Source organism: Selenomonas sp. oral taxon 126 (genome assembly GCF_001683335.1).
Taxonomy (GTDB): Bacteria; Bacillota; Negativicutes; order Selenomonadales; family Selenomonadaceae; genus Centipeda.
Map to the genome: position 1 here is coordinate 2,353,986 of NZ_CP016201.1, position 22,109 is coordinate 2,376,094.

General features: G+C 52.8%; 20 protein-coding genes and 1 pseudogene. 16 read left to right on the forward strand and 5 right to left on the reverse strand.

Features of this window, described 5'->3' with window-relative positions; genetic code table 11:
- The 9 genes and pseudogenes from AXF19_RS15555 to AXF19_RS10775 all read left to right on the forward strand — a co-directional run.
- Positions 1–400, forward strand: a pseudogene (locus AXF19_RS15555) (arginine decarboxylase); the annotation flags it as partial.
- 3 nt (positions 401–403) lie between these two features.
- Positions 404–1,264 carry a polyamine aminopropyltransferase gene (gene speE, locus AXF19_RS10740; RefSeq protein WP_066848661.1) on the forward strand — a complete coding sequence of 287 codons (861 nt, stop codon included), beginning with the start codon at positions 404–406 and terminating at the stop codon, positions 1,262–1,264.
- A complete protein-coding gene (speB, locus tag AXF19_RS10745; RefSeq protein ID WP_066848663.1) occupies positions 1,245–2,126 on the forward strand; it encodes an agmatinase in 882 nt (293 codons plus the stop codon). The genes speE and speB overlap by 20 nt, the downstream gene beginning before the upstream one ends.
- Positions 2,127–2,199: 73 nt before the next feature.
- The gene (gene gatC, locus AXF19_RS10750; protein ID WP_009440218.1) at positions 2,200–2,490 is read left to right on the forward strand and encodes an Asp-tRNA(Asn)/Glu-tRNA(Gln) amidotransferase subunit GatC; all 291 of its coding nucleotides are present in this window, start codon (positions 2,200–2,202) and stop codon (positions 2,488–2,490) included.
- 12 nt (positions 2,491–2,502) lie between these two features.
- On the forward strand, positions 2,503–3,969 hold the full coding sequence (gatA, locus tag AXF19_RS10755) for an Asp-tRNA(Asn)/Glu-tRNA(Gln) amidotransferase subunit GatA (protein WP_066848665.1): 1,467 nt from the start codon (positions 2,503–2,505) through the stop codon (positions 3,967–3,969).
- A complete protein-coding gene (gene gatB / locus AXF19_RS10760) occupies positions 3,966–5,405 on the forward strand; it encodes an Asp-tRNA(Asn)/Glu-tRNA(Gln) amidotransferase subunit GatB (RefSeq protein ID WP_066848668.1) in 1,440 nt (479 codons plus the stop codon). The genes gatA and gatB overlap by 4 nt, the downstream gene beginning before the upstream one ends.
- Positions 5,406–5,479: 74 nt before the next feature.
- Entirely contained in the window at positions 5,480–6,148 is a 669-nt protein-coding gene (locus AXF19_RS10765) for an HAD family hydrolase (protein ID WP_066848670.1), read from the forward strand.
- A complete protein-coding gene (rlmD, locus tag AXF19_RS10770) occupies positions 6,145–7,545 on the forward strand; it encodes a 23S rRNA (uracil(1939)-C(5))-methyltransferase RlmD (protein WP_066848673.1) in 1,401 nt (466 codons plus the stop codon). Before AXF19_RS10765 ends, rlmD begins: the two co-directional genes overlap by 4 nt.
- Positions 7,546–7,573: 28 nt before the next feature.
- Complete coding sequence (locus tag AXF19_RS10775) at positions 7,574–8,467, forward strand: restriction endonuclease (RefSeq protein ID WP_066848675.1); 894 nt, start codon at positions 7,574–7,576, stop codon at positions 8,465–8,467.
- Between the two features lie 97 nt (positions 8,468–8,564).
- Here the strand turns inward: AXF19_RS10775 and AXF19_RS10780 are convergent, their stop codons facing one another.
- Genes AXF19_RS10780 through AXF19_RS10800 form a run of 5 tightly spaced genes read right to left on the reverse strand, consistent with a single transcriptional unit; the run spans position 8,565 to position 12,767 of the window.
- Positions 8,565–8,891: a hypothetical protein gene (locus tag AXF19_RS10780; protein WP_066848677.1), complete on the reverse strand. Its 327-nt coding sequence runs from the start codon at positions 8,889–8,891 to the stop codon at positions 8,565–8,567.
- A gap of 49 nt (positions 8,892–8,940) precedes the next feature.
- Positions 8,941–9,615: a Fic family protein gene (locus AXF19_RS10785; RefSeq protein ID WP_066848679.1), complete on the reverse strand. Its 675-nt coding sequence runs from the start codon at positions 9,613–9,615 to the stop codon at positions 8,941–8,943.
- A 37-nt stretch (positions 9,616–9,652) separates the two neighbouring features.
- Positions 9,653–10,357 carry an MAE_28990/MAE_18760 family HEPN-like nuclease gene (locus tag AXF19_RS10790; protein WP_066850232.1) on the reverse strand — a complete coding sequence of 235 codons (705 nt, stop codon included), beginning with the start codon at positions 10,355–10,357 and terminating at the stop codon, positions 9,653–9,655.
- A complete protein-coding gene (locus AXF19_RS10795; RefSeq protein WP_066848681.1) occupies positions 10,347–11,483 on the reverse strand; it encodes a GmrSD restriction endonuclease domain-containing protein in 1,137 nt (378 codons plus the stop codon). Before AXF19_RS10795 ends, AXF19_RS10790 begins: the two co-directional genes overlap by 11 nt.
- A gap of 6 nt (positions 11,484–11,489) precedes the next feature.
- The gene (locus AXF19_RS10800) at positions 11,490–12,767 is read right to left on the reverse strand and encodes a DNA methyltransferase (protein ID WP_084784819.1); all 1,278 of its coding nucleotides are present in this window, start codon (positions 12,765–12,767) and stop codon (positions 11,490–11,492) included.
- A gap of 541 nt (positions 12,768–13,308) precedes the next feature.
- Here AXF19_RS10800 and ylqF point away from each other — a divergent pair.
- The 7 genes from ylqF to pcrA all read left to right on the forward strand — a co-directional run bounded on the left by ylqF (position 13,309) and on the right by pcrA (position 22,108).
- Positions 13,309–14,211, forward strand: coding sequence for a ribosome biogenesis GTPase YlqF (ylqF, locus tag AXF19_RS10805; RefSeq protein ID WP_066848685.1), 903 nt, complete (start codon positions 13,309–13,311; stop codon positions 14,209–14,211).
- Between the two features lie 5 nt (positions 14,212–14,216).
- Positions 14,217–14,978, forward strand: coding sequence for a ribonuclease HII (locus tag AXF19_RS10810; RefSeq protein ID WP_172837385.1), 762 nt, complete (start codon positions 14,217–14,219; stop codon positions 14,976–14,978).
- 23 nt (positions 14,979–15,001) lie between these two features.
- A complete protein-coding gene (locus AXF19_RS10815) occupies positions 15,002–17,200 on the forward strand; it encodes a hypothetical protein (protein WP_172837424.1) in 2,199 nt (732 codons plus the stop codon).
- Between the two features lie 91 nt (positions 17,201–17,291).
- Positions 17,292–17,621, forward strand: coding sequence for an EscU/YscU/HrcU family type III secretion system export apparatus switch protein (locus tag AXF19_RS10820; RefSeq protein WP_066848691.1), 330 nt, complete (start codon positions 17,292–17,294; stop codon positions 17,619–17,621).
- Positions 17,618–17,974, forward strand: a complete 357-nt coding sequence (locus AXF19_RS10825; protein WP_066848694.1) for a YraN family protein — start codon at positions 17,618–17,620, stop codon at positions 17,972–17,974. The genes AXF19_RS10820 and AXF19_RS10825 overlap by 4 nt, the downstream gene beginning before the upstream one ends.
- Positions 17,975–18,123: 149 nt before the next feature.
- Positions 18,124–19,770: a putative manganese-dependent inorganic diphosphatase gene (locus AXF19_RS10830; protein ID WP_009656623.1), complete on the forward strand. Its 1,647-nt coding sequence runs from the start codon at positions 18,124–18,126 to the stop codon at positions 19,768–19,770.
- A 94-nt stretch (positions 19,771–19,864) separates the two neighbouring features.
- The gene (pcrA, locus tag AXF19_RS10835; protein ID WP_066848697.1) at positions 19,865–22,108 is read left to right on the forward strand and encodes a DNA helicase PcrA; all 2,244 of its coding nucleotides are present in this window, start codon (positions 19,865–19,867) and stop codon (positions 22,106–22,108) included.
- Position 22,109: the final 1 nt, after the last annotated feature.

Below are 22,109 nucleotides of genomic sequence, written 5' to 3' on the forward strand. Positions count from 1 at the left end.
GGAGTTCGGCGATATTGCAAATCTGCTCGCCTATGTCTCCATCGGGGATCGTCCGAAGGATGTGGAACGGCTCGTGGCGGCGCTCGCTGAGATTCGGCGGAACTACCGCAAGGATCCGTCCAAGACCCTCAAGATGGAGTATATCGATCCGACTGTCGTCTGCGGCCCACAGGATGCCTTCTATGCGGAAAAGGAATCGCTCCCGATTGCAGAGACTTGCGGACGTATATGCAGTGAATTTGTCATGTGTTATCCGCCCGGCATTCCGATTCTCGCGCCGGGGGAGCAGATCACGGAGGAAATCCTGACCTATATTCGCTATGCGAAGAAAAAGGGCTGTCAGATTACGGGCCCCGAGGATATGAGCATACAGCGGCTCAATGTGATGACGGAGCGTTAGACAATGGAATTTTGGTATACGGAACAACATACGCCCGATGTGCGCTTTTCGATTCGTGTGAACTGCCAGCTTTACAGCGGCCAGAGCGAGTTTCAGCGCATCGATGTGTTTGAGTCGCCCGAGTTCGGGCGATTTTTGACGCTCGACGGCTATATGATGCTGACGGAGAAGGACGAGTTCATCTATCACGAGATGATTACGCATGTGCCCATGTGCGTGCATCCGGAGGCGGCGGATATCCTCGTCATTGGCGGCGGGGACGGCGGCACTGTGCGCGAACTCCTGCGCTATCCGACTGTACGGCATATCGACCTTGTAGAGATCGATGAGATGGTCGTCGATGTCTGCCGTGAATATCTGCCGTCTACGGCATCGGGACTGGATGATGCGCGCGTCAGTATTCACTACGAGGATGGGCTGCGCTTCGTGCGAAAGCCGATCGATGCCTATGATCTCATCATCGTGGACTCGACCGATCCATTCGGACCGGGGGAGGGACTCTTTACGAAGGAGTTCTACGGGAACTGCTTCAAGGCGTTGCGCGCGGACGGCATTATGATCAATCAGCATGAGAGCCCGTTCTATGAGCAGGATGCCTATGCGATGCAGAGAATGCATCAGCGCATTGTCCATTCATTCCCATTCAGTCGTGTGTATCAGGTGCATATACCGACCTATCCATCGGGGCACTGGCTCTTCGGCTTCTCGTCCAAGACGCGCCGCCCCGTGGAGGGCGTGGACTTCGCACGATGGAAGTCCCTCGGCATCAGGACGCGCTACTACAACACGCAGCTCCATGCCGCTGCCTTTGCCCTGCCGAACTATGTGGAGGAGATACTCGAAGATGTGGAACCGGAACATTGAAACCTTTCTCGGCTGCGACGGCACATACGAGGAGAGCCATATCGTAATCTTCGGCGCGCCGTTCGACTCGACGACATCCTATCGCCCCGGAACGCGGTTCGCCGCGCGTACGATGCGCGCGGAGTCGTACGGGCTCGAGACGTACAGCCCCTATCAGGATCTCGATCTCGATGATGCGCGCGTCTTTGACGGTGGCGATTTGGAGCTGCCCTTCGGCGACACCGCGCGTGCACTCGACATGATACATAGCTATGCAAAGAATGTACTCGAGGACGGGAGACTGCCGCTCCTCATCGGCGGCGAGCATCTCGTCAGCCTTCCCGCGATTCGAGCTGCGGCGGAGAAATATCCCGATCTCGCCGTGATCCACTTTGACGCGCATACGGATCTGCGCGATGAGTATCTCGGCAACCACCTCTCCCATGCGACGGTGATCCGCCGTGTGTGGGATATACTGGGAGACGGACGGATTCACCAGTTCGGCATTCGCAGCGGGGAGCGTGCGGAGTGGGAATGGGCACGAGAGGGACATACGAATCTTCGCCCTTTCACCTTTGAAGGCCTCGCCAGTGCAGTCGAAGCGGTCAAGGATCGTCCCGTCTACCTCACCATCGATCTGGATGTGCTCGATCCCTCGGCATTCCCGGGGACGGGGACGCCGGAGGCTGGCGGCGTGACCTTCGTCGAGCTCATGAAGGCGGCGCTGCGCGTCATCCGCGGCTGCAATATTGTCGCCTGTGATATGGTCGAACTCTCGCCGCCGCTCGACCCGAGCGGCACATCCACGGCGACGGCGCTGAAACTCCTGCGCGAGATGCTTCTTGCGCTCGAAGAGGATTTTATACGCCCGCCGACGGTATGATGATTTGCATTTGATACCTGCGGGGCGATTTGGTATAATAATGCGGATATTGCTAAGAAAGATGGTGTAGGTAATGAATGTAACGGAACAGGATCTCACGACTACGGCGCATCTCTCTCGCCTTGCGATTCCTGCGGAGGAAAAGGAAGAGGCGCTGAAGTCGCTGGGAGACTTTCTCTCGTATGTGGATAATCTCTCAAGTGTAGATACAGACGATGTGCAGCCGACGACGTATGCTCTGCCCATCGAGAATGTCTTCCGTGCGGACGAGGTGCGCCCGTCCCTTTCCAATGAGGCGGCGCTCTCGAACGCTCCGCTGCAGGAGGACGGCTATTTCAAGGTGCCGAAGGTGCTCGAAGGGTAAGGAGGAGCTGTTTTGAGTCTATATGAAAAACCGGCGCATATCCTTCACGATATGCTGACGCGCAAGGAGATCTCTGCGCGTGAACTGACCGAGGATGTATGTGCACGCATGGATGCCGTTGAGGGCGAGGTCGGCGCGTACCTGCTCGAAACGCGTGAGGCGGCACTTGCCGAGGCGGATCGCGTCGACGCCAAGATCGCGGCGGGGGAGAATATCTCCTTTCTTGCAGGAATTCCGGGCGCAATCAAGGACAATATCTGCACGAAGTCTGTACGGACGACGGCAGGTTCGAAGATATTGGAGAACTTCGTCCCGCCCTATGACGCAACGGTCATGACAAAGCTACATGATGAGGATGTCGTCATTCTTGGCAAGGTGAATCTCGATGAGTTTGCAATGGGCGGCTCAACGGAGAACTCGGCATTCCAGCCGACGCACAATCCGTGGGATACGTCGCGCGTTCCCGGCGGCTCCTCGGGCGGCAGTGCGGCGGCGGTCGCGGCGGGCACGGCAATCTGGGCACTCGGCAGCGATACGGGCGGCTCGATCCGTCAGCCGGCATCGTTCTGCGGCATTGTCGGCCTCAAGCCGACCTATGGGCGTGTCTCCCGCTATGGGCTCATGGCATATGCCTCCTCGCTCGATCAGATCGGACCTCTCACGCGCGATGTCACGGATGCTGCACATATCATGAACGTGATTGCAGGGCATGATGTGATGGATTCGACTGCAAGCAAGGCAGAGGTTCCCGACTATACGGCGGCACTCCGTACGGATGTCAAGGGCTTGAAAATCGGTCTGCCCAAGGAGTATTTCGTTGCGGGCATGGACGGCGAGGTAGAGGCGTCCGTCCGCAAGGCAATCTCTGATTTCGAGGCGATGGGCGCGGAGGTCAGAGAGATCTCCCTGCCGCATACGGATTACGCCGTATCGACCTACTATCTGATTGCGCCCGCCGAGGCTGCAACGAACCTCGAACGCTACGACGGTGTCAGCTACGGCGCACGTGTAGACGGCGAAGATCTCGTCGATATGATGACACGCACGCGCACGGAGAAATTCGGCGCAGAGGTCAAGCGCCGCATCCTCATCGGCAACTATGCCCTTTCCGCAGGCTACTACGATGCCTACTATCTGAAGGCGCTGAAGGTGCGGACGCTTATTCAGCAGGACTTCACGCGTACCTTTGAGGATGTCGATGTCATCATGACGCCGACCGCGCCGACACCCGCCTATAAAATCGGCGAGATGTCGAATCCGCTCCAAATGTACCTGCAGGATATTTCGACCGTGCCGGTCAACCTCGCGGGGCTTCCGGGCATCTCCGTACCCTGCGGCTTCACCGCTGCCGGACTTCCCATCGGACTGCAGATCATCGGGCGGCCGCTCGCCGAGGAGACGATCCTGCGCGCAGCATATGCCTATGAGCAGGGACATGACTTTCATACGAAAATGGCGCCGATTGGAGGAAGGGCATGAAATACGAAACCGTCATCGGCCTTGAGATTCACTGCGAGCTCAAGACCAAGACCAAGATCTTCTGCGGCTGTGCCACGGGATTCGGCGCAGATCAGAATACGCATGTCTGTCCCGTCTGCCTCGGACTTCCCGGCGTCCTGCCTGTCGTCAACCGTCAGGTCGTCAACTATGCCATCAAGGCGGGGCTTGCAACGAACTGCACGATCAACGGATACAGCAAGTTTGACCGGAAGAATTACTACTATCCCGATCTGCCGAAGAATTTTCAGACCTCACAGTTCGACCTGCCGATTGCCGAACACGGCTGGGTGGATATCGACACGGAGGCGGGAAAGAAGCGCATCCGTCTGACGCGCATCCACATGGAGGAGGACGCGGGCAAGCTCGTGCACTCCGGTACGACAATCAAGGACTCCGCCTCGTCCAATGTAGACTACAACCGTACGGGCGTGCCCCTGCTCGAGATTGTCTCCGAGCCGGATATGTCCTCGGCGGAAGAGGCGCGCGCCTACATGGAGAAGATCAAGACGATCATGGAGTACATCGACGTCTCCAACTGCCGCATGGAGGAGGGCAACCTCCGCGCGGACATCAACGTCTCCCTGCGTCCCGTCGGCTCGGATGTGCTCGGCACGCGCACGGAGATGAAGAACATCAACTCTTTCAAGGCACTCGAGGATGCTATCAACTACGAGATCGAGCGCCAGACCGAGGTGCTCGAGGACGGCGGTCATATCATACAGGAGACCCGCACATGGGATCCCGAGCGCGGCATCACCCTCTCCATGCGCAGCAAGGAGGAGGCGCACGACTACCGCTATATGCCGGAGCCCGACCTGCCGCCCATTGTGACGAGCGATGAGGAGATTGAGGCGATCCGCAAGGAGCTGCCTGAGCTGCCCGATGCACGCCGCGCACGTCTGATGGACGAGGCAGGGCTGTCGGCATATGACGCCGGGATCATTACGAGTTCGCGCGCGATGGCAGAGTACTACGACGCCGTGACTGCAACGGGCGCTGACGCAAAACTCACAGCAAACTGGCTGATGGGCGATCTTGCGAAAAACCTCAACGCAGAGGGCAAGACCATCGAGGAATCTCCTGTCGATGCAAAGCGCCTCGGCGAGATGATCCTGCTCATATCGAAGGGCACAATCTCGTCGAAAATTGGCAAGACCGTGTTCAAGGAGATGTGGACATCGCCCGATGCGCCAGAAAAAATCGTGAAGGACAAGGGGCTTGTCCAGATCACAGATACAAAGGAAATCGAGGATATTGTCGATCAGGTCATCGCTGCAAACGCAAAGGCGGTCGAGGACTACAAGGGCGGCAATAAGAAGGCAATCGGCGCACTTGTCGGACAGGTCATGAAACAGTCCAAGGGCAAGGCGAACCCACAGATGGTCAACGAACTCTTGGCAAAAAAACTCGGCTGAGACAAACAGCCTTTTCCGAAAGGGAAAGGCTGTTTTTTCTCAGGAATCAGTGATTTCATAATGGGGGAATTTCCATGCACTATGAAGCTGCCATATTTGATCTGGACGGCACATTGGTCAACTCACTGGACGATCTGGCGGACAGTGCGAATGCCGTCCTCCGTAGGCATGGATTTCCCGTGCATGACGTGGAGGAATACTGCTACTTTGTCGGTAATGGATCGCGCAAGCTCATCGAGCGGATTCTTCCAACAGATCGCGCAGCAGATGCAGTATTCGTGCGTGACTTTATGGCGGAATATAAGGCGCACTATGCCGCGCATTTGCTTGATAAAACGAAGCCGTACGACGGCATTATGGAGATGTTGGCTGAACTGCGTCGGCGCAGCATCCCGATGGCAGTCTGTACCAATAAGCATCAGTCTGCGGCAGAGGCAATCATGGAGGCGTTGTTTCCGCATGATATGTTCTGCGAAATCATCGGCGATCAGGACGGTCTGCCACGCAAACCCGACCCGAGCAAGGTGCTTCATATCATGAATAATATGGGCGTTACGGGGGATAAGACGCTGTATTTTGGCGACACAAGCGTGGATATGGATACGGCATGCAATGCCGGGGCATTTGCTGTCGGCGTCCTCTGGGGATTTCGACCTGCACAGGAACTCACAGAGCATGGAGCGGATGTGCTTTTGGCACATCCGATGGAATTATTTGAAAAGGTGACATTTGCAGAGCGATGAAAGCAAAAGAGAAGACGAAGCGACCCGCAGAGATGATTCCCGTCCGTAAGGGGCAGAGCTGTGAAATCCAAATCGACCGCCTTGGCACAAGCGGGGAAGGTATCGGACGATATGAAAACTTCACGGTGTTTGTTCCGCAGGCATTGCCGAATGAACGCGTTCTCACTGTGATCGAGGAGGTCAAAAAAACCTATGCACGCGGACGGATCCACAAGATCCTGCAAGAGAGTCCTGACCGTACGACACCGCTCTGTGAAATCTACGACGAATGCGGCGGCTGCCAGCTGCAGCACCTCTCCTATGAGGCACAGCTATGTGCAAAACGCGCACAGGTCATGGAAGCATTGGCACATATCGGCAAACTCCCTCAGATTCCCGTGAACGAAACACTGCGTGCAGAAAAACCGTGGAACTATCGGAACAAGATGCAGTTTCCAATCGGTCTGCATAAGAACCGGCTCGTCGTCGGTTGCTTCGCGCAGGGCAGCCATCGCATCATCAACACGGAGAACTGCCACATCCAACACGGGGCGAACAACGAACTCGCAAACGCCGTGCGCGAGATTGCGGAAAAACTGCATATCCCCGTCTACAACGAGGACACCCACAAGGGCATCCTGCGCCACATTGTCGGACGTGTCGGCCGCAGCAACGATCTCATGGCGGTCATTGTCACCGCAACGAAGCAGCTCCCACGCGCAAAGGAGTTCGTCCGCATGATGCGCGAGCGTCTGCCAAACCTCGTCAGCGTCCATCAGAATATCCAAACCTATCGCAACAACGTTATCATGGGGCGTGATACCGTGCTGCTGTGGGGCAGACCGACCATCCTAGACACATTGGGACGGCTGAACTTCCACATCTCCCCGCGCTCCTTCTTTCAGGTCAATACAAGACAGGCAGAACGCCTTTACGAGCAGGCACTCGCCTATGCCGACCTGCATGGGACAGAGACTGTCATCGACGCCTATTGCGGCACAGGAACAATTACGCTGTTTCTTGCTCAAAAAGCGCGGAAGGTCTACGGCATCGAAATCGTACAGCCCGCCATCCTCGACGCGCGGAAAAATGCACGCGACAACCATGTGAAAAATGCCGAGTTCATCGTGGGCGACGCCACCACCGTCATGCCGGCACTCTACAAGCAGGGCATCCGCCCCGATGTCGTTGTCGTCGATCCGCCGCGTGCCGGCTGCACCGAAATCGTCCTCCGCACCTTTGCCAATATGAAACCGCAGCGCATCGTCTATGTCTCCTGCAACCCTGCCACACTTGCGCGCGACCTCGCTATTCTGAAAGACCTCGGCTATATCACGCAGGAAGTCCAGCCCGTAGATTTATTTCCGCAGACTTCGCATGTTGAAAATGTAGCGCTTCTTATGCGAAAATCTGTTTAAATGGACATTATGAGAGGAAGATATTTCTATGCTGCCAAGATATGACGAATTTTATGCACCGCTCCTTCATGTCCTTAAAGATGGAAACACCTATACGATGAAGGAGGTGAAGAAACGAATTGCGGAGAATCTTCATTTGCCCGAGAATGCTCTTTTAGAACGGCTGGCGAGCGGCAGACAGTCAGTCTATGACAATCGAATTGGTTGGGCAAAAACATATCTGCAAAAGGCGGGCGTTGTCGTATCTCCAAAACGTGCTCAGATCATGATTACAGATCGCGGAAAAGCCTTGCTGTCCAGTGGCGAGACTATTACAAATGCGCTTCTTGAGGAAAAATATCCTGAGTTTGCAGAATTCTGCGGAAAGAAGTCATCCGATAAAGTAATCGACGTAACAGATACCGTTCTCGCAGAAGAAACACCGCAGGAAGTACTGGATCGTGTGTATGGAACGATCAATGAACAGTTAGCGGATGATCTGCTCATAGAGATCATGGGGCAAAGCGCCAAGTTTTTTGAGATTCTCGTTGTAGACCTTATGAAAGCAATGAATTATGGGGATGGATTCGTTACGAAACTAAGCGGAGACGATGGGATCGACGGCATCATACATGAGGACAAATTGGGGGTCAACCTGATCTATATACAGGCAAAGAGATGGAATCCGGACACTACCATTGGAAAGCCAGAAATTCAAAAATTTGCCGGTGCGATGATGGGACCTCCCAAGGTTGAAAAGGGCCTGTTTATAACTACAGCAAAATTTTCACAGGGCGCAAAGGATTATGCAAACGCACAGCATATCATATTGGTTGACGGAAGAAAATTGACTGAATTGATGATAGAACACGAATTAGGCGTCTCAACGCAAAAATCCTATCGCATTAAACGTATAGATTCGGATTATTTCACAGATAATTGATTTTCAAGGGAGTTGATTTTTTCTCGTCTCCCATTTTACTAAAATACCTCCCGTTTATTTCCCCATTTTCGGGGGAGACGAACGGGAGGTATGTATTTTACAGCACATTCTTCACTTTGCCGGAGATGATCTGCACTAGAACGTCCTGCATCTCTAGGAGATTCGCAATGTAGCGGAGCGTCGTGTCATAGTCCGTGTATCTGGCACACGCCCCGGTGTTATTCGGAGCGACAGCTGCGAAAAGTAGTGCGTGAAAGGTTGTACCGAACGGATACCGATGGAATATCAACGCAAGCTCACTGTCCTCAATGCGCTGGTGCGGCTGAAGATGGCTTAGCGTGGCGAACTCTTTTGCCTTCTCGAAATAGTACGACCACGACGTTTCACGCGAACATGATCGAGCTGGATATTCGATTTTTGACATAATAAAGTCTCTCATTTGTACTTGACTGTCCAGTACTCCAGGCGGTTTTTTATTTTGCAAACATTTCTATGCGTTCTCGTTCCTCCGTCTGCAGCCTCTCAGCAAAGGCGGTGAATCCATGCAAATCCTCCGTATTGAGATAGTTGATATACTCCTTGCGTCGATCCACTGGAATCACGATCGGAGTCAAACCAGCGAGGAAGCAACTATACACCATGAGCGCACGACCAACACGTCCGTTGCCGTCAGGGAAGGGGTGGATGTGCTCGAACGCGATATGCTGCCGGCAGATGGTGAGCACCTTGTCCGAATTGGACACAGAAGCATCCATCTGTGCAACGAGATCGAGGATCCAGTCCGTCAGCGCTGACGAAACGAGGTAAGGTGGTGTCGGTGTGAAGGCCGCCCCGATGATCATATTCGGACGCTGTTTGAACTGCCCCGGGACGCTTTCGATTGCATCCCTGCAGAGGATCGCGTGAATTTCGCGAATTAGTGATAACGAGAACGGTGTGCCGGAGGCTGTTTGTTCCACCAGAAACGTCATGAACGCCTTGTAGTTCAGCACCTCGTTCAGCTCACGCATATCCATCGCACGCGGTACATAGCCGTCAACGAGAACGCTCTTTGTTTCGCCCTGCGTCAGCTTATTCCCCTCGATCGCCGTGGAGTGATGCGCCATCCGCACCATGAGATCACTGAGATATTCGGGCGAGTATGTCATCGCAAGGCTCCTTTCTATCACCTAGGGACAGATACATTTACATGGCTTGATTTTGATGGGGAACAGCTAAATAATTTTTGTCTCTAATGGAATGAACTATTAGCTCTTTTATTCCTTCGATCACCGAAATCGTACTCTTTTTGATATCCGAGTAAACCGTTTCCTCTATACCATCATAAGCTTTACCGTGAGCTATATCATTACGGTATTTGAGCAATCGATTGATCTGACCTTTGTAGGTATCAGCAATAGAAATATCGAAACCTAAACGAAAGAGAATTTTTTTCAGGACAATAGGATTTAAATTTGATTCGGTATCTACGACATTTTCTGGAATTTCTGCAATTACTTTCAAAAAATCATCAAAGGCACACACAAAATCATGACGCCTTGAAAAGCGATGGAGCTTTGAATCATCAGGTAAACTTTTTCTAAAAATCTTGCATTTTCTATCAAGATCATCATATGCCGTAAACTCTTTATTCATACTAGCTGTAATAAGTGGTGGTCTTAAGCTAGACCTGATACACCTTTGATTATTAATAGCCGTTATGTAATAGTCAAATGCAAATTTACAAAATCCTTCAAAATGAGAATACAGCATAACAATCAGGGTTTTTCGATATTTTCTACGCAGTTCTTCATCCTCTATGCTGGTCTCAAGATTATGTAAGAAATTTAAGTCCTCAAATCTCCATGTACGCTCTCTCTCGAGCTCTGCAGATATTTCATCATAGTCCATCGCAAAAACCACGAATCCTTTCCTCAACAAAGGCAATTCTCCGTTTTAACGGATCTGCATAGTTTTTCCCGCCACCGGTTGTCATATTTATGAACTCCTCGTCTTTCTTTATAGCTATTAAAACATGGGTTAAGCGGGAAAATCCATCTTCAGAGAGATTCTTTAATTTATCCAAATGGAAGGCTATACATAGCGATATTGCTTCGTAATGATAGATAGCAAATCTAGAAGACAATCCTTTTCTTGATGGGTTTGCAGGAGAAAACGCTTCTTCTCCCAATGTTTTATTTAAAATATCAAAAGTGCTTTGAAAAACATCTTGTTCTTTCTGGTAATTAAAATTATCAGAGCCGCTTGAAAAATATTCCATACATTCCGTTAAATAGGAGCCTACATCATGAACATATTTTTCCTGTAAATTTTTTATTGAAAAGAAACGCAGTACGAGTTCTTGATCATATTTTTGCTCAATTTTTTCTTTACTCACCCTAGAAATACATTTCTTGAATGGGGGATACTGGCTACACGCTATTAAGAAATTGTTGAAATCTAGGGACAACAAACGAATCGTGCAATTTCGAACTTCTTGATCACTTAATTTCGAGCCACCTGTATTCAAGCGTTTAAACATATGGTATCGAAGGCGAGTATCGCTCTCTTTTCGCAGGACTTCAACACGTATGAAATTGCGCTTTAATCGTATTTGCAAAGTAGTTGGTAAAGTTTTGTAAATCAGGCCATTCAGACTTTCACATATATCACAACCATCGAGCTTTAGGAAACGTGGCTTTTCACTATCTTCCTCCTCTCCTTGATAGTCAGGATGCTCGCCGCGAAAGTGTATGTAAGAAGATACACGCTGAAGACCGTCAATCAGCTCATACTTTCCCTCCTCCTGTTCAACAACAAAAATAGGAGGGATCGGCATTTCCAGCAACAACGATTCAATAAATCGAGATTGCTGAACTTCGCTCCATCGAAAAAGTCGCTGATATTCAGGATCAATAATTAATTCGTCATCTTTGTACATATCAAGCAGTTCATTAAAGGATAAATCTAAACTTCGCGTTCGTACCGTTTTGATTTTATCCTCGATTTCGCTGATTAAATCTATAGCTTTTGACATGATTGATCATCCTTTTTTCTTAAAAAAGAGAACTGTTTCTTGAACTGCTGAGGGCTCTCTGTATGACCTAGATCCTTTATTTAAATTGGACAGTGTTGCCTTGCTGTTGAAATCACGACGCTCCTCTAACTTCCAGTAAAATAGACGAGACATTTCTTCTATGATGCTTGGAAGATCCAAATAGACATCTTTGTAATATGATGACTGAACTACAAGTGTACACGTGCCATTTTGCTTTAGCACTCTATGTAGCTCAATCATGGAATTATAGAATGAATGGAAGTACTGTAAAAATACCTTTAAATAGTACTCCTTGGAAGCCTTTGAACCATGAGCTGCGACACTCTTTAGAAAGTCTTTGCAAACTCCCCCCCATGCAGGGGAGTATCCAACATCCTTTGTTTTTTGTATCTTATTTGTCCCTAGCATCTTGCTGCGCAGGTCATTAAAGTCTATATGATCAAGCTTTAACAATGCTAATTCCGGCAGTGTAGCAATAACATAATCTATTCGTGTACAGTAAGGCGGCGATGTGATTACATGATCTACAGATGCAGTGGCTAGGTTTAGCTTTCTAGAATCGCCAAAAGCAATAATCGGAGCAACCTGCTGAAATTGATCTTGATTTTTAAAATATGCAGCCATCAACATAGTTTCTTGAAGGAAAATCTTGTAAAATTTTTTTCGTGTGATGTGAATGCGTTCTTCGGGGGACGTTGCCTTCTTGATCCAGGTTGGATTAGTAGAGCGAAATGAAGGCAAAAGGCTTTTTACGGTTCGAAATAAAATCACATGAAAAAAGTCTCGAAGTGTTGAACCGTTGACACTGTAAGGCGGACGAGTCGTGTGCTTTACTAGATAAAAATCGAGTTTTCGAATATAGTAGATCGAGTCATCCTGAAACCAGTAATTTAAAGGATCTCCAACGGTTTTTATACGCATTTTGGATGGAGAAGATTCCTCTAAAATGTGGTTGGCCAAATCAATCAGAGCATCATAAGTAATATTTGACAGTGCCTTCGCATTTGCAACTGTCACCATTACCGGATTAATATCATAACCATAAGCCTGAATTCCTTTATGCATGGCAACTTGAGTAGTGGTGCCGCTTCCATTCCACGGATCCAGAATCGTTTGACCTGGCTCTATCTTTAATAAATCTAGTACATCAGAAACGAACCCTTGAGCATACCCTGCATAATATGGATACCAGTCTGCCTTCCCATATATATTATCTCGAAGTTTTGGATTTGTTAAAGTCAAGGATGATTTCCTCTCCACCACATATTACGATTTGACACATAATTCTACAATCAATGCCAGTAGATTGCAAGAATAAGTTGCACAGTAAAAGAAATTAACTAATTGGTTTCATTGTAAAATAAAATCAGACACAAAAAGGTTAGAACGTATAGAATTAATCTGGTAAAATATCTTTGCCAAAACACTGGCAGAAGGCCTTATATATCCCAAGTATATTCTACCACAAAACGCCGTACATTCAAACACTTATACGCCTTTCAGCGCAAACAGACCAAAGAGATTAGAATCGCTCGCTCTACCCTGTACGCAAAGATAACGTGTGGTACGGTAACGCAGAAGCGCCCCGACTGGACACACTACGTCACGGAGTCGCCGATACCGTTGCAAATCAAGGGCATGGCGGAGACATTCGCCGACATATTTTCCTTAGTCTCCCGTTTATGGGTTTTTATCCTAAAATATGATATAGTATTGATAATGACGGATTATGAATTTCTCGCTCTATACACATCCGTATGATGATAAACTCCAGTAAAATCAACGTCTGAGAGGAATACGCATAATGATTGATAATGACAACGTAATCGACATCCCAAGCCTCCAGTGGTACCCGGGGCATATGCGAAAAGCAGAGCGGCTGGTCAAGGAGAATCTGAAGCTGGTCGATGTAGTCGTTGAGCTGCTGGACGCACGGATTCCGCTGAGCTCGGCAAATCCCGTGCTGCGCGAAATTGTCGGTGATAAACCGCGCGTTATTGTGCTCAACAAGGCAGATCTTGCGGATGAGGCGGCGACACGTGCATGGGTAAAGTATTTTGCGGAGCAAGAGCTTGTTGCTGTGCCTGTGGATGCAGTGAAGGGACGTGGCATCAAGGAACTCGTACAGGCGATCGCAAAATGTGCGAAACCGAAAACGGACAAGCTCGTTCAACATGGGGCGAAGGCGCGGGCAGCACGCTGCATGATTCTCGGCATTCCGAATGTGGGTAAGTCATCCCTCATCAATCGCCTGTCGGGCGGGACGAAGACGAAGGTGGAGAACCGCCCCGGCGTAACGCGTGCAAAGCAGTGGATTCGTCTTGGGGCGCAGTTGGAACTGCTCGATATGCCAGGAATTCTCTGGCCGAAATTCGAGGACCGGCAGGCGGCGCTTCACCTTGCATTTACGGGAGCAATCAACGACAATGTCTACGATGTGGCAAGCGTTGTCCTCCTGCTGCTCAATACGCTGCGGGAAGAATACCCCGCCGATTTGGTGGCACGTTATCGACTGGAAGGAGACCTGCCGTCCGGCACAGAGCTGCTTGAGGAGATCGGACGCAGACGCGGCTGCCTGCGGGCGGGCGGAAAGATCGACTACGAAAAGGCGGAACAGATCGTGCTGACGGATTTTCGCAGCGGACGCCTCGGGCGGGTCACGTTGGATGCCGTACCGGCTTTCTCGGACGATGGCGCGGCACGGTAAAGGAAATGGAGAAAATGACGATAAAAGAAATAGAGACCGTATTTCTCCAAGGGGCAGCAACAGCAGAGTTCATTGAGCGCTGTCGGACGGATTCCAGAAAATTGGTTCAGACGATTCTGCGCCGCTACGAAAGGGCACAGAAGGAGCGTGAGCGCTTGCATGCGATGTACGCATATGAGCGCGCTGCCGCAAAGGCGGGGCACACGATTGTCGCGGGTGTGGATGAGGCGGGGCGCGGACCTCTCGCGGGTCCTGTCGCGGTCGCTGCGGTTATTTTGCCGCAGGAATTCCATCTGCCGCGCCTCAACGACTCAAAGAAGCTCTCTGCTGCTGTGCGTGAGGCGCTGTACGACCAGATTGTCAGCGCTGCGATTTCCTATCATGTCATTCTGATTGATGCAGAGACGATTGACCACATGAATATATTGCAGGCAACGCGGATGGGGATGTACGAGGCGATTGCGGCGCTCTCTCCCGCACCCGAGGAGGTGCTGATCGATGCAGTGGAACTTCCAAAGCTATCTGTCCCCTCGACCGCCATCATCAAGGGCGACGCGAAGTCTGCGTCGATAGCAGCGGCATCCATCCTGGCGAAGGTGACGCGTGACCGCCTGATGGAGGAATACGACAACACATATCCGCACTATGGCTTTGCAAAACATAAGGGCTATGGAACGTGCGAGCATATTGACGCCATCCGAACATACGGCGTATGCCCTTTGCATCGCAAATCCTTTGAGCCGATCCGCTCTATCTTGAACGAATAGAAAAGGCTGTGAATACCGTGTCGATGGAAGCAAATACAACAACAGCATCTGCCGCAATCACCTCCACCCCACGCATTACGCCCGGGCGCAGCCCCGAGGGGGTGCAGAGCCGCAGCGATCAGGGGGATTCGTCTGCCGCGTTCAGTCAGCGGACGAATGTCTCGATAGAGACTGCCATCGACCATATGGCGGATGTCCTCTCGAAGATCAGCGGACGCCAGCAGACGAATGTGCAGCAAATGCCCACCGAACTCAAAGAAGTCATCCAGAATATGATACGGCAGTCCTTTTCCATTGAGACGACGCTCGGACAGGGACTCGGCAGCACCGCCGCGAGTCAGCGCTTCTCGACCGATCAGCTGACGACACTTGCGCGTATGCTCAACCAGCTCGGGACGATGGCTGAGGCAGAGGGGAGCATCCCGCGTGTCGGAGACGATCTCGCGGCGCTTCTGACGGGGCTGAAATCCGCGCTTGCTAAAGAATCCGGCGGAACATTCGAGCCGATCATGCTGACAAAGGCGGCGTTCCAGCTCCTCGACACAGGAAATGCAGAGCTTCTTCCAAAAGAATTGCAGGCATTTTTGACCCAACTGAACGCGCAGGGCTCTGTCGCGACATCTGGCGGAGCAGGTTCGACCTCGCTTTCCTTTTTGAATCAGCTCGTTCAGCTGCTCATGCCGCGCGATCCGTCAGCCACAGCCCCGCAGCCGACGAATGCGAATATGCAGGGCGACGGCGCACAAAATACTCCTGCGCCGTCGGCAGGCGGGCAGGAGACGAGGACTGCTTCGTCTGCGCAAAATACAAATGCACCACTATCAGAGGACGGACTGCCCGAGCAGCAGATAGCGCGCACGCAGACGAGTACGACACCCGAGACGATGGCAAAGGACAATACGTCTGCTGCTGCCCGACAGGCGGCGAATATGCCGCAGGAGACCGTCGGAAAGGCGGCAGATATGGCGCAGCAAAATGTCGCAAAGGGCGCGGGCGAATCCCCTGCGCCGTCGAATTCGTCTCCTGCGCAGAATGCACAGACTTCCTCCAATGAGGCGGGCAGCGCACAGAAAGCGATGATGAACGAGCCTTCCGGGAGTGCGCAGAAAAGTACGATGAGCGAGTCGCCCAAAACGGGGATGCCCGCCGAGCGAGGACAGAATACAGCACCGCAGACGGGCAATGCAAATACGCCAGCACAGGTCGGAAAAGAGCCGACAAATGCGATGCCACGTCAGGGCGACCCTGTTGCTACTCCTGAAAACAAACCTTCCGCAGATGCGGGCACACGAGCATCAACCAACACGGAAGCGCAGACACAGTCTGCAAAGTCTGCTCCGCAGGGAGAGGGGGCGGCGCAGTCCGCACGTCCACAGACGGGCACTGAGGCGGAACTTGCCAATGCAGCAAAAGCTCCGGCACAAGCCGCTACGCAGATGAAGTCCCCCGAGATGCAGAGTGCGATTCCGCGCTTCTTCACACAGACGATGGAGAACACACCGCAGACGATGAACGTCTTGCGCAATCTCGCACAGACGCTCCTGCAAAACGAGAACCTCAGTCAGCGGGAGACACTGCTGTTACAGAACTTTGTGAGCGGCCGCAGTCAGACGATGAGCGAGGGCGATGCGAAGCAGCTGCAGCAGCTCATCCAGCTGACGCAGGCAAATATCCCCGGCACCGTGCGTCAGGCGGCGTTTGAACAGCAGCTGCCTGATCTCCCACGTCTCTGGGCATTCATGCAGATGGCGGATATCGTAAAGACGCGCAGGATGACGGCGGAGCAATACAAGCGTGCGGGCAGGGATGTCGCTGCTCTTGCGCTCACAATGCGCAACGCGCTTGAGGGCGAGAATGCCGCGCCGCAGCCGGGGCAGCGCTCGATGAACTTCGTCATGCCGCTCTTTATGGGAGCGTCCGAATATCCCGCCTACATCCATGTTTACGATGAGGCGAAAAAGGACGAGGAGACGGATCTCATCAAAAAGGAAACGTGGCTGCGCATCTGTGTACTCACGGACAACATTGGAACGGTAGAGCTCATCAACCGTATCTACGAAGAAAATCACGTCGATATGCGACTCTACTTCTCCGATGCTGACGCAGCGTGGGAGTTCCGTCATGCTCTTGACGAGATACGGGAATCGGCAGACGGAACCTCACTCATCATCGAGGGTATCCAGATCGGAGCAATCGGCGAGCGTCGCTTCTTCACAAACTGATGACGCTGAAAATATCCGTTCTTTCTTGACGTGAAACGTACAGAAAACGTATAATACAGAAGTATGACTAGGGCACAAGGATGGGTGAGAGATGACGGAACAATGGGATAAGGACACTTCACCTGTCGAGGATGGAATGGTCGAGCAGGAGGCACGCGCCGTTGCGATCAAATACGATGTCCTAAACGACAAGGCACCGCGCGTCACGGCGAAGGGGCGTTCACTTGTTGCTGACCGCATTTTGGCAGAGGCGCGCAAGAATGGCATTCCCGTCTATCAGAACAAATCCCTCGTCAATATGCTGATGGCGCTCGAGATCGACCGCGAAATCCCGCCCGAACTCTACCGTACGATTGCGGAGGTGCTCGCACACGTCTACCGCATTGACCGCCACATGGGTGATCGGAGACCCACGTCATGAGCAACAAGACGCTCGGCGATCAGGGCGAATCCTGTGCTGCAGAGTATCTGCAGCGACAGGGCTGCCGCATTCTCGCGCGCAACTATCGGTGCAAAATCGGCGAGATCGACATCATCGCAGACGATCATGGAACGCTTGTCTTTGTCGAAGTGAAGACGCGCCGCAGTATGCGTTGCGGAACGCCTGCAGAGTCAGTTCACTACCGTAAGCGTCAAAAAATCGTACAGACGGCATATTTGTATCTGCGCGAGCGCCATATGGAGAATGCGCACTGCCGCTTTGATGTGCTTGAGGTCTACGCTGTCGGCGGCACATGGATGGTGCACGAGATTCGAAACGCATTTGAAGTATAGCATTCCATACGAAATATTTAGATGTGAGCGTATTCCTGCGAGCGCCCACATCTTTTTTATTTTTGCAAAAATTGAATCACATCCCTGATTATGTTATAATGGGTATCACAGTATGCGGCATGTGGAAGCCGCGATAGGGAGGTATCATCTTGAATGTTGCAAAGCCGATCTATGTCATCGGACACCGCAATCCGGATACGGACTCCATTTGCTCAGCGGTCGGATACGCGCATCTGAAACAGGCGATGGGCGTCAATGCCGTTGCGGCACGTGCAGGTAAGGTGAATAAGGAGACAAAGTTCGCACTCGAGTATTTCCATGTCGAGCAGCCCCTGCTCATTCCCGATCTCTATCCGCGTGTCAAGGACATCGCGATGGACTGCAAGATTGTCGTCCGTCAGCACGACACTCTGCGCAATCTGGGCGAGGTGTTGCGCGAGAACGACCTGCGTTCGATCCCCGTGACCGACAGCAAGGGCATCCTCGTCGGCATTGTCTCCGTCAGTGATCTTGCAAAGCGCTATTTCCAGGAGCTCGGCATGACGAATCTCTCGGATATGCGTGTGCGCTATCGCGACATCATCCGCGCGACGGACAGCAACGTGCTCGTCGCCGGGGAAGAGGGCGAGACGATCAAGGGACAGATCCGCATTGCCGCCGGCAGCGTGGAGACGATCTACAAACTCATCAAGGAAAACGATATTGTCCTCGTCGGTGACCGACGGACAGAGACGATTCTCGCCTGCATTCAGCAGGGCATCGCCTGCCTGATTGTGACGGGCGACGGACGCGTGCCCGCAGAGGCGCTCGAGGAGGCGGAGGCGCGCGGGATCTTTGTGCTCTCAACCCCCTATGACACCTATACGGTGGCACGTCTCATCAATCAGTGCGTCCCGATTCGGCGCATCATGCACGACAATCCCGTCTGCTTCAAGCCGCTCGATCTCCTCTCGGACATCAAGGGAACGATGGAGGAGACGAATTTCCGCAATTATCCCGTCCTCGAAAACGGGCGCATCGTAGGCCTCGTCAGCCGCGACCGCCTCGTCGTCTCGGAGCCGGCGCAGGTCATCCTCGTGGATCACAACGAGCGCAATCAGGCGGTCGAGGGCATCGAGGAAGCAAAGATCATCGAGATCATCGATCATCATCGATTCGGCGGCATCAGCACGAGCGAGCCGATCTACACGCACGCGGAGCCGGTCGGCTGCACGGCGACGATCGTCTCGAATATGCATTGGCAAAACGACATCGACATCCCGCCGTCGATCGCAGGACTCCTGCTCTCGGCGATCATCTCGGATACCGTGCTCTTCAAGTCCCCGACCTGCACGCCGAAGGATAAGAAGGCGGCAGAACGCCTCGCGGACATTGCAAATGTCGATCTGAATGTCTACGGACTGGAAATGCTCAAGGCAGGCTCTAGCATCGGCAATATGTCTCCAATGGAGATTGTACGCAACGATCTGAAGGAGTTCACCATTGGTGCATATCGCGTCATCGTCAGCCAGACCTCTGTCATGGATACGAAGGAAATCATGGCAAAGGAGGACGAACTCCTCGCCGCGATGAAGAGCATCTGCGACTCCGAAGGGTTCGACCTGAGCCTCGTCATGATTACGGACATTCTCGAGGAGGCGACCTATCTGCTCTTCACGGGCTCGCCGCGCACGCTGATCGGCGAGGCATTCCGCAAGGATACGAGTGGAACGCATCTCTATCTGCCCGGGGTCATGTCGCGCAAGAAGCAGATCATCCCGCCGCTCTCAGAGGCGGTCAAGCGAATCAAGACATAACATTATATCCTATGACGGCAGGGGCGGAGTTGGCCAAATGTGGCGGCCCCGCCTTTCTTATTGCAGGAAAATTATTGCAGGAAAAGGAGTTTTCATGGATCTATTTCAGGGGCTGAACGAGCCACAACAAAAGGCCGTTGCCTGTCTTGAGGGCCCCCTCCTCATCGTGGCGGGCGCCGGCTCCGGCAAGACGCGTGTATTGACCTTCCGCATTGCAAACCTCTTGGAACAGGGAGTTCCACCGTACCGTATTCTTGCCATCACCTTCACGAACAAGGCGGCGCGTGAAATGCGCGACCGTGTGGACACACTGATCGGGGATGCTGCGCACGATGTCTGGCTGAGCACGTTTCACTCCTTCTGTGCCCGTTTCCTACGCATGGAGATCGAGCAGCTCGGCACCTATGCGAAGAACTTCGTCATCTATGATTCCTCGGATTCTAAGGCCCTGATCCGCGAGTGTCTGAAGGAACTGAATATCGACGAGAAACACACGGCACCGGGCGCCGTCCAGTCGCATATCTCGGATGCAAAGAACCGCCTGCTCGATGTCAAGGCATTCACGGCACAGGCAACGGATTTCTTTGCAGAGCAGGTGGCAAAGATCTACGAACTCTACCAGTCAAAGCTGCGCGCAAACAATGCGTTGGATTTCGACGATCTGCTCATGCTGACGGTGGAGCTCCTCACGAATAATGCCGAGGTACGTGAGAAATATCAGAAGAAATTTCACTACATCCTCGTGGACGAGTATCAGGACACGAACGGTGCGCAATACGCGATTACGAAGCTGCTTGCCGAGGGACACCGCAATATCTGCGTTGTGGGCGATGCGGATCAGTCGATCTACGGATGGCGTGGCGCGGATATGCGGAACATCCTCAACTTCGAGCGCGACTATCCCGAGGCGACAGTGATCCTGCTCGAACAGAACTACCGCTCGACCAAGAATATCCTTGCAGCGGCGAATGCCGTGATTGAGAACAATTTGACGCGCAAGAAAAAGGAACTCTGGACGGACAATCCGACGGGCGATCCGATCACGGTCTACGAGGGCGGCACGGAGAAGAACGAGGCTGCGTTCATCGTGCGTGAGGTGGAGCGGCTGCACACGATGTTCAACGCGAAGTATGGTGATATAGCCGTTCTCTATCGCACAAATGCCCAGTCCCGTAACATCGAGGAGGCGTTCTACGCAACGGGGATTCCGTACTCCATGGTCGGCTCTGTACGCTTCTATGACCGCCGTGAAATCAAGGACATCATCGCCTATCTGCGCGTGATCTACAATCCACGCGACACGCTGAGCCTCCTGCGCATCATCAACGTGCCGAAGCGCGGACTCGGTCAGACAACGCTCGGGCGCATGATGGATAAGGCGGCAGAGTACCGCATCTCCCTCTTTGAACTCATCACGGACGAGCAGCTCCTCAGCACGATTCCAAAGCTCTCCGCAAAGGTGAAATTCGAGCTCGAGGATTTCTCCGCCCTCGTCTTTACCTATATGGGACAGCTCGGCACGCGTCCGCTGCACGAGATCGTCGAGGACATCATCGAGGAGTCAGGCTATGCCGCCGCACTTGAGGACGATCCGAAGGAGGACAATCGCGACCGCCTTGAGAATCTGCGCGAGTTTATCAGCGTGGCAAAGAACTTCGAGGACGGCGCGGCAGAGGGCGAGAACGGGCTGGAGGACTTCCTCGCGCAGATCTCGCTCATTTCCGATGTGGATGAGACGGAGCAGTCGGAGGGCAGCGTGACCCTCATGACCTTCCATGCGGCCAAGGGGCTGGAATTCCCGACCGTCTTCATGGCGGGCATGGAGGAGGGGCTCTTTCCGCATTCACGCACCCTGCTCGACGATACAGAGATCGAGGAGGAGCGGCGTACCTGTTACGTCGGCATCACGCGTGCCGAACGCCGCCTCTATCTCACATATGCGCATCAGCGCACAATCTACGGGCGGACGGAGATCTCGCGTCCCTCACGCTTCCTCGCGGAGATTCCGGAGGAACTCATCGAACGCAAGACGGCAGATTCCTTTGCCGACGTGGGGGGGGCACACGGACGCTCCGATGTCTGGGGACGCGGCTCCGGCGGCGGACGGCGCTCCTATCTTCCTCCTCCGCCGCAGCATACGGCAGAGGACGGGAGCGTCATCCGTCCCGACACGGAGGCGAAGTTCACGGCTGGGGATGCCGTGCGCCACAGCAAATGGGGAGACGGTCGCGTCGTTGCAATCAGCGGCGCGGGCGAGGACGCAGAGCTGACGATTGCGTTCCCGGGCGAAGGGGTCAAGAAATTTATACAGAAGTATGCACCGATTTTGAAGCTGTGAG

Coding starts and splice junctions, on each gene's coding strand:
- speE (WP_066848661.1), top strand. CDS start 404: ATGGAATTTTGGTATACGGAACAACATACGCCCGATGTGCGCTTTTCG.
- speB (WP_066848663.1), top strand. CDS start 1,245: ATGTGGAACCGGAACATTGAAACCTTTCTCGGCTGCGACGGCACATAC.
- gatC (WP_009440218.1), top strand. CDS start 2,200: ATGAATGTAACGGAACAGGATCTCACGACTACGGCGCATCTCTCTCGC.
- gatB (WP_066848668.1), top strand. CDS start 3,966: ATGAAATACGAAACCGTCATCGGCCTTGAGATTCACTGCGAGCTCAAG.
- AXF19_RS10765 (WP_066848670.1), top strand. CDS start 5,480: ATGCACTATGAAGCTGCCATATTTGATCTGGACGGCACATTGGTCAAC.
- rlmD (WP_066848673.1), top strand. CDS start 6,145: ATGAAAGCAAAAGAGAAGACGAAGCGACCCGCAGAGATGATTCCCGTC.
- AXF19_RS10775 (WP_066848675.1), top strand. CDS start 7,574: ATGCTGCCAAGATATGACGAATTTTATGCACCGCTCCTTCATGTCCTT.
- AXF19_RS10780 (WP_066848677.1), bottom strand. CDS start 8,891: ATGTCAAAAATCGAATATCCAGCTCGATCATGTTCGCGTGAAACGTCG.
- AXF19_RS10785 (WP_066848679.1), bottom strand. CDS start 9,615: ATGACATACTCGCCCGAATATCTCAGTGATCTCATGGTGCGGATGGCG.
- AXF19_RS10790 (WP_066850232.1), bottom strand. CDS start 10,357: ATGGACTATGATGAAATATCTGCAGAGCTCGAGAGAGAGCGTACATGG.
- AXF19_RS10795 (WP_066848681.1), bottom strand. CDS start 11,483: ATGTCAAAAGCTATAGATTTAATCAGCGAAATCGAGGATAAAATCAAA.
- ylqF (WP_066848685.1), top strand. CDS start 13,309: ATGATTGATAATGACAACGTAATCGACATCCCAAGCCTCCAGTGGTAC.
- AXF19_RS10810 (WP_172837385.1), top strand. CDS start 14,217: ATGGAGAAAATGACGATAAAAGAAATAGAGACCGTATTTCTCCAAGGG.
- AXF19_RS10815 (WP_172837424.1), top strand. CDS start 15,002: ATGGAAGCAAATACAACAACAGCATCTGCCGCAATCACCTCCACCCCA.
- AXF19_RS10820 (WP_066848691.1), top strand. CDS start 17,292: ATGACGGAACAATGGGATAAGGACACTTCACCTGTCGAGGATGGAATG.
- AXF19_RS10825 (WP_066848694.1), top strand. CDS start 17,618: ATGAGCAACAAGACGCTCGGCGATCAGGGCGAATCCTGTGCTGCAGAG.
- pcrA (WP_066848697.1), top strand. CDS start 19,865: ATGGATCTATTTCAGGGGCTGAACGAGCCACAACAAAAGGCCGTTGCC.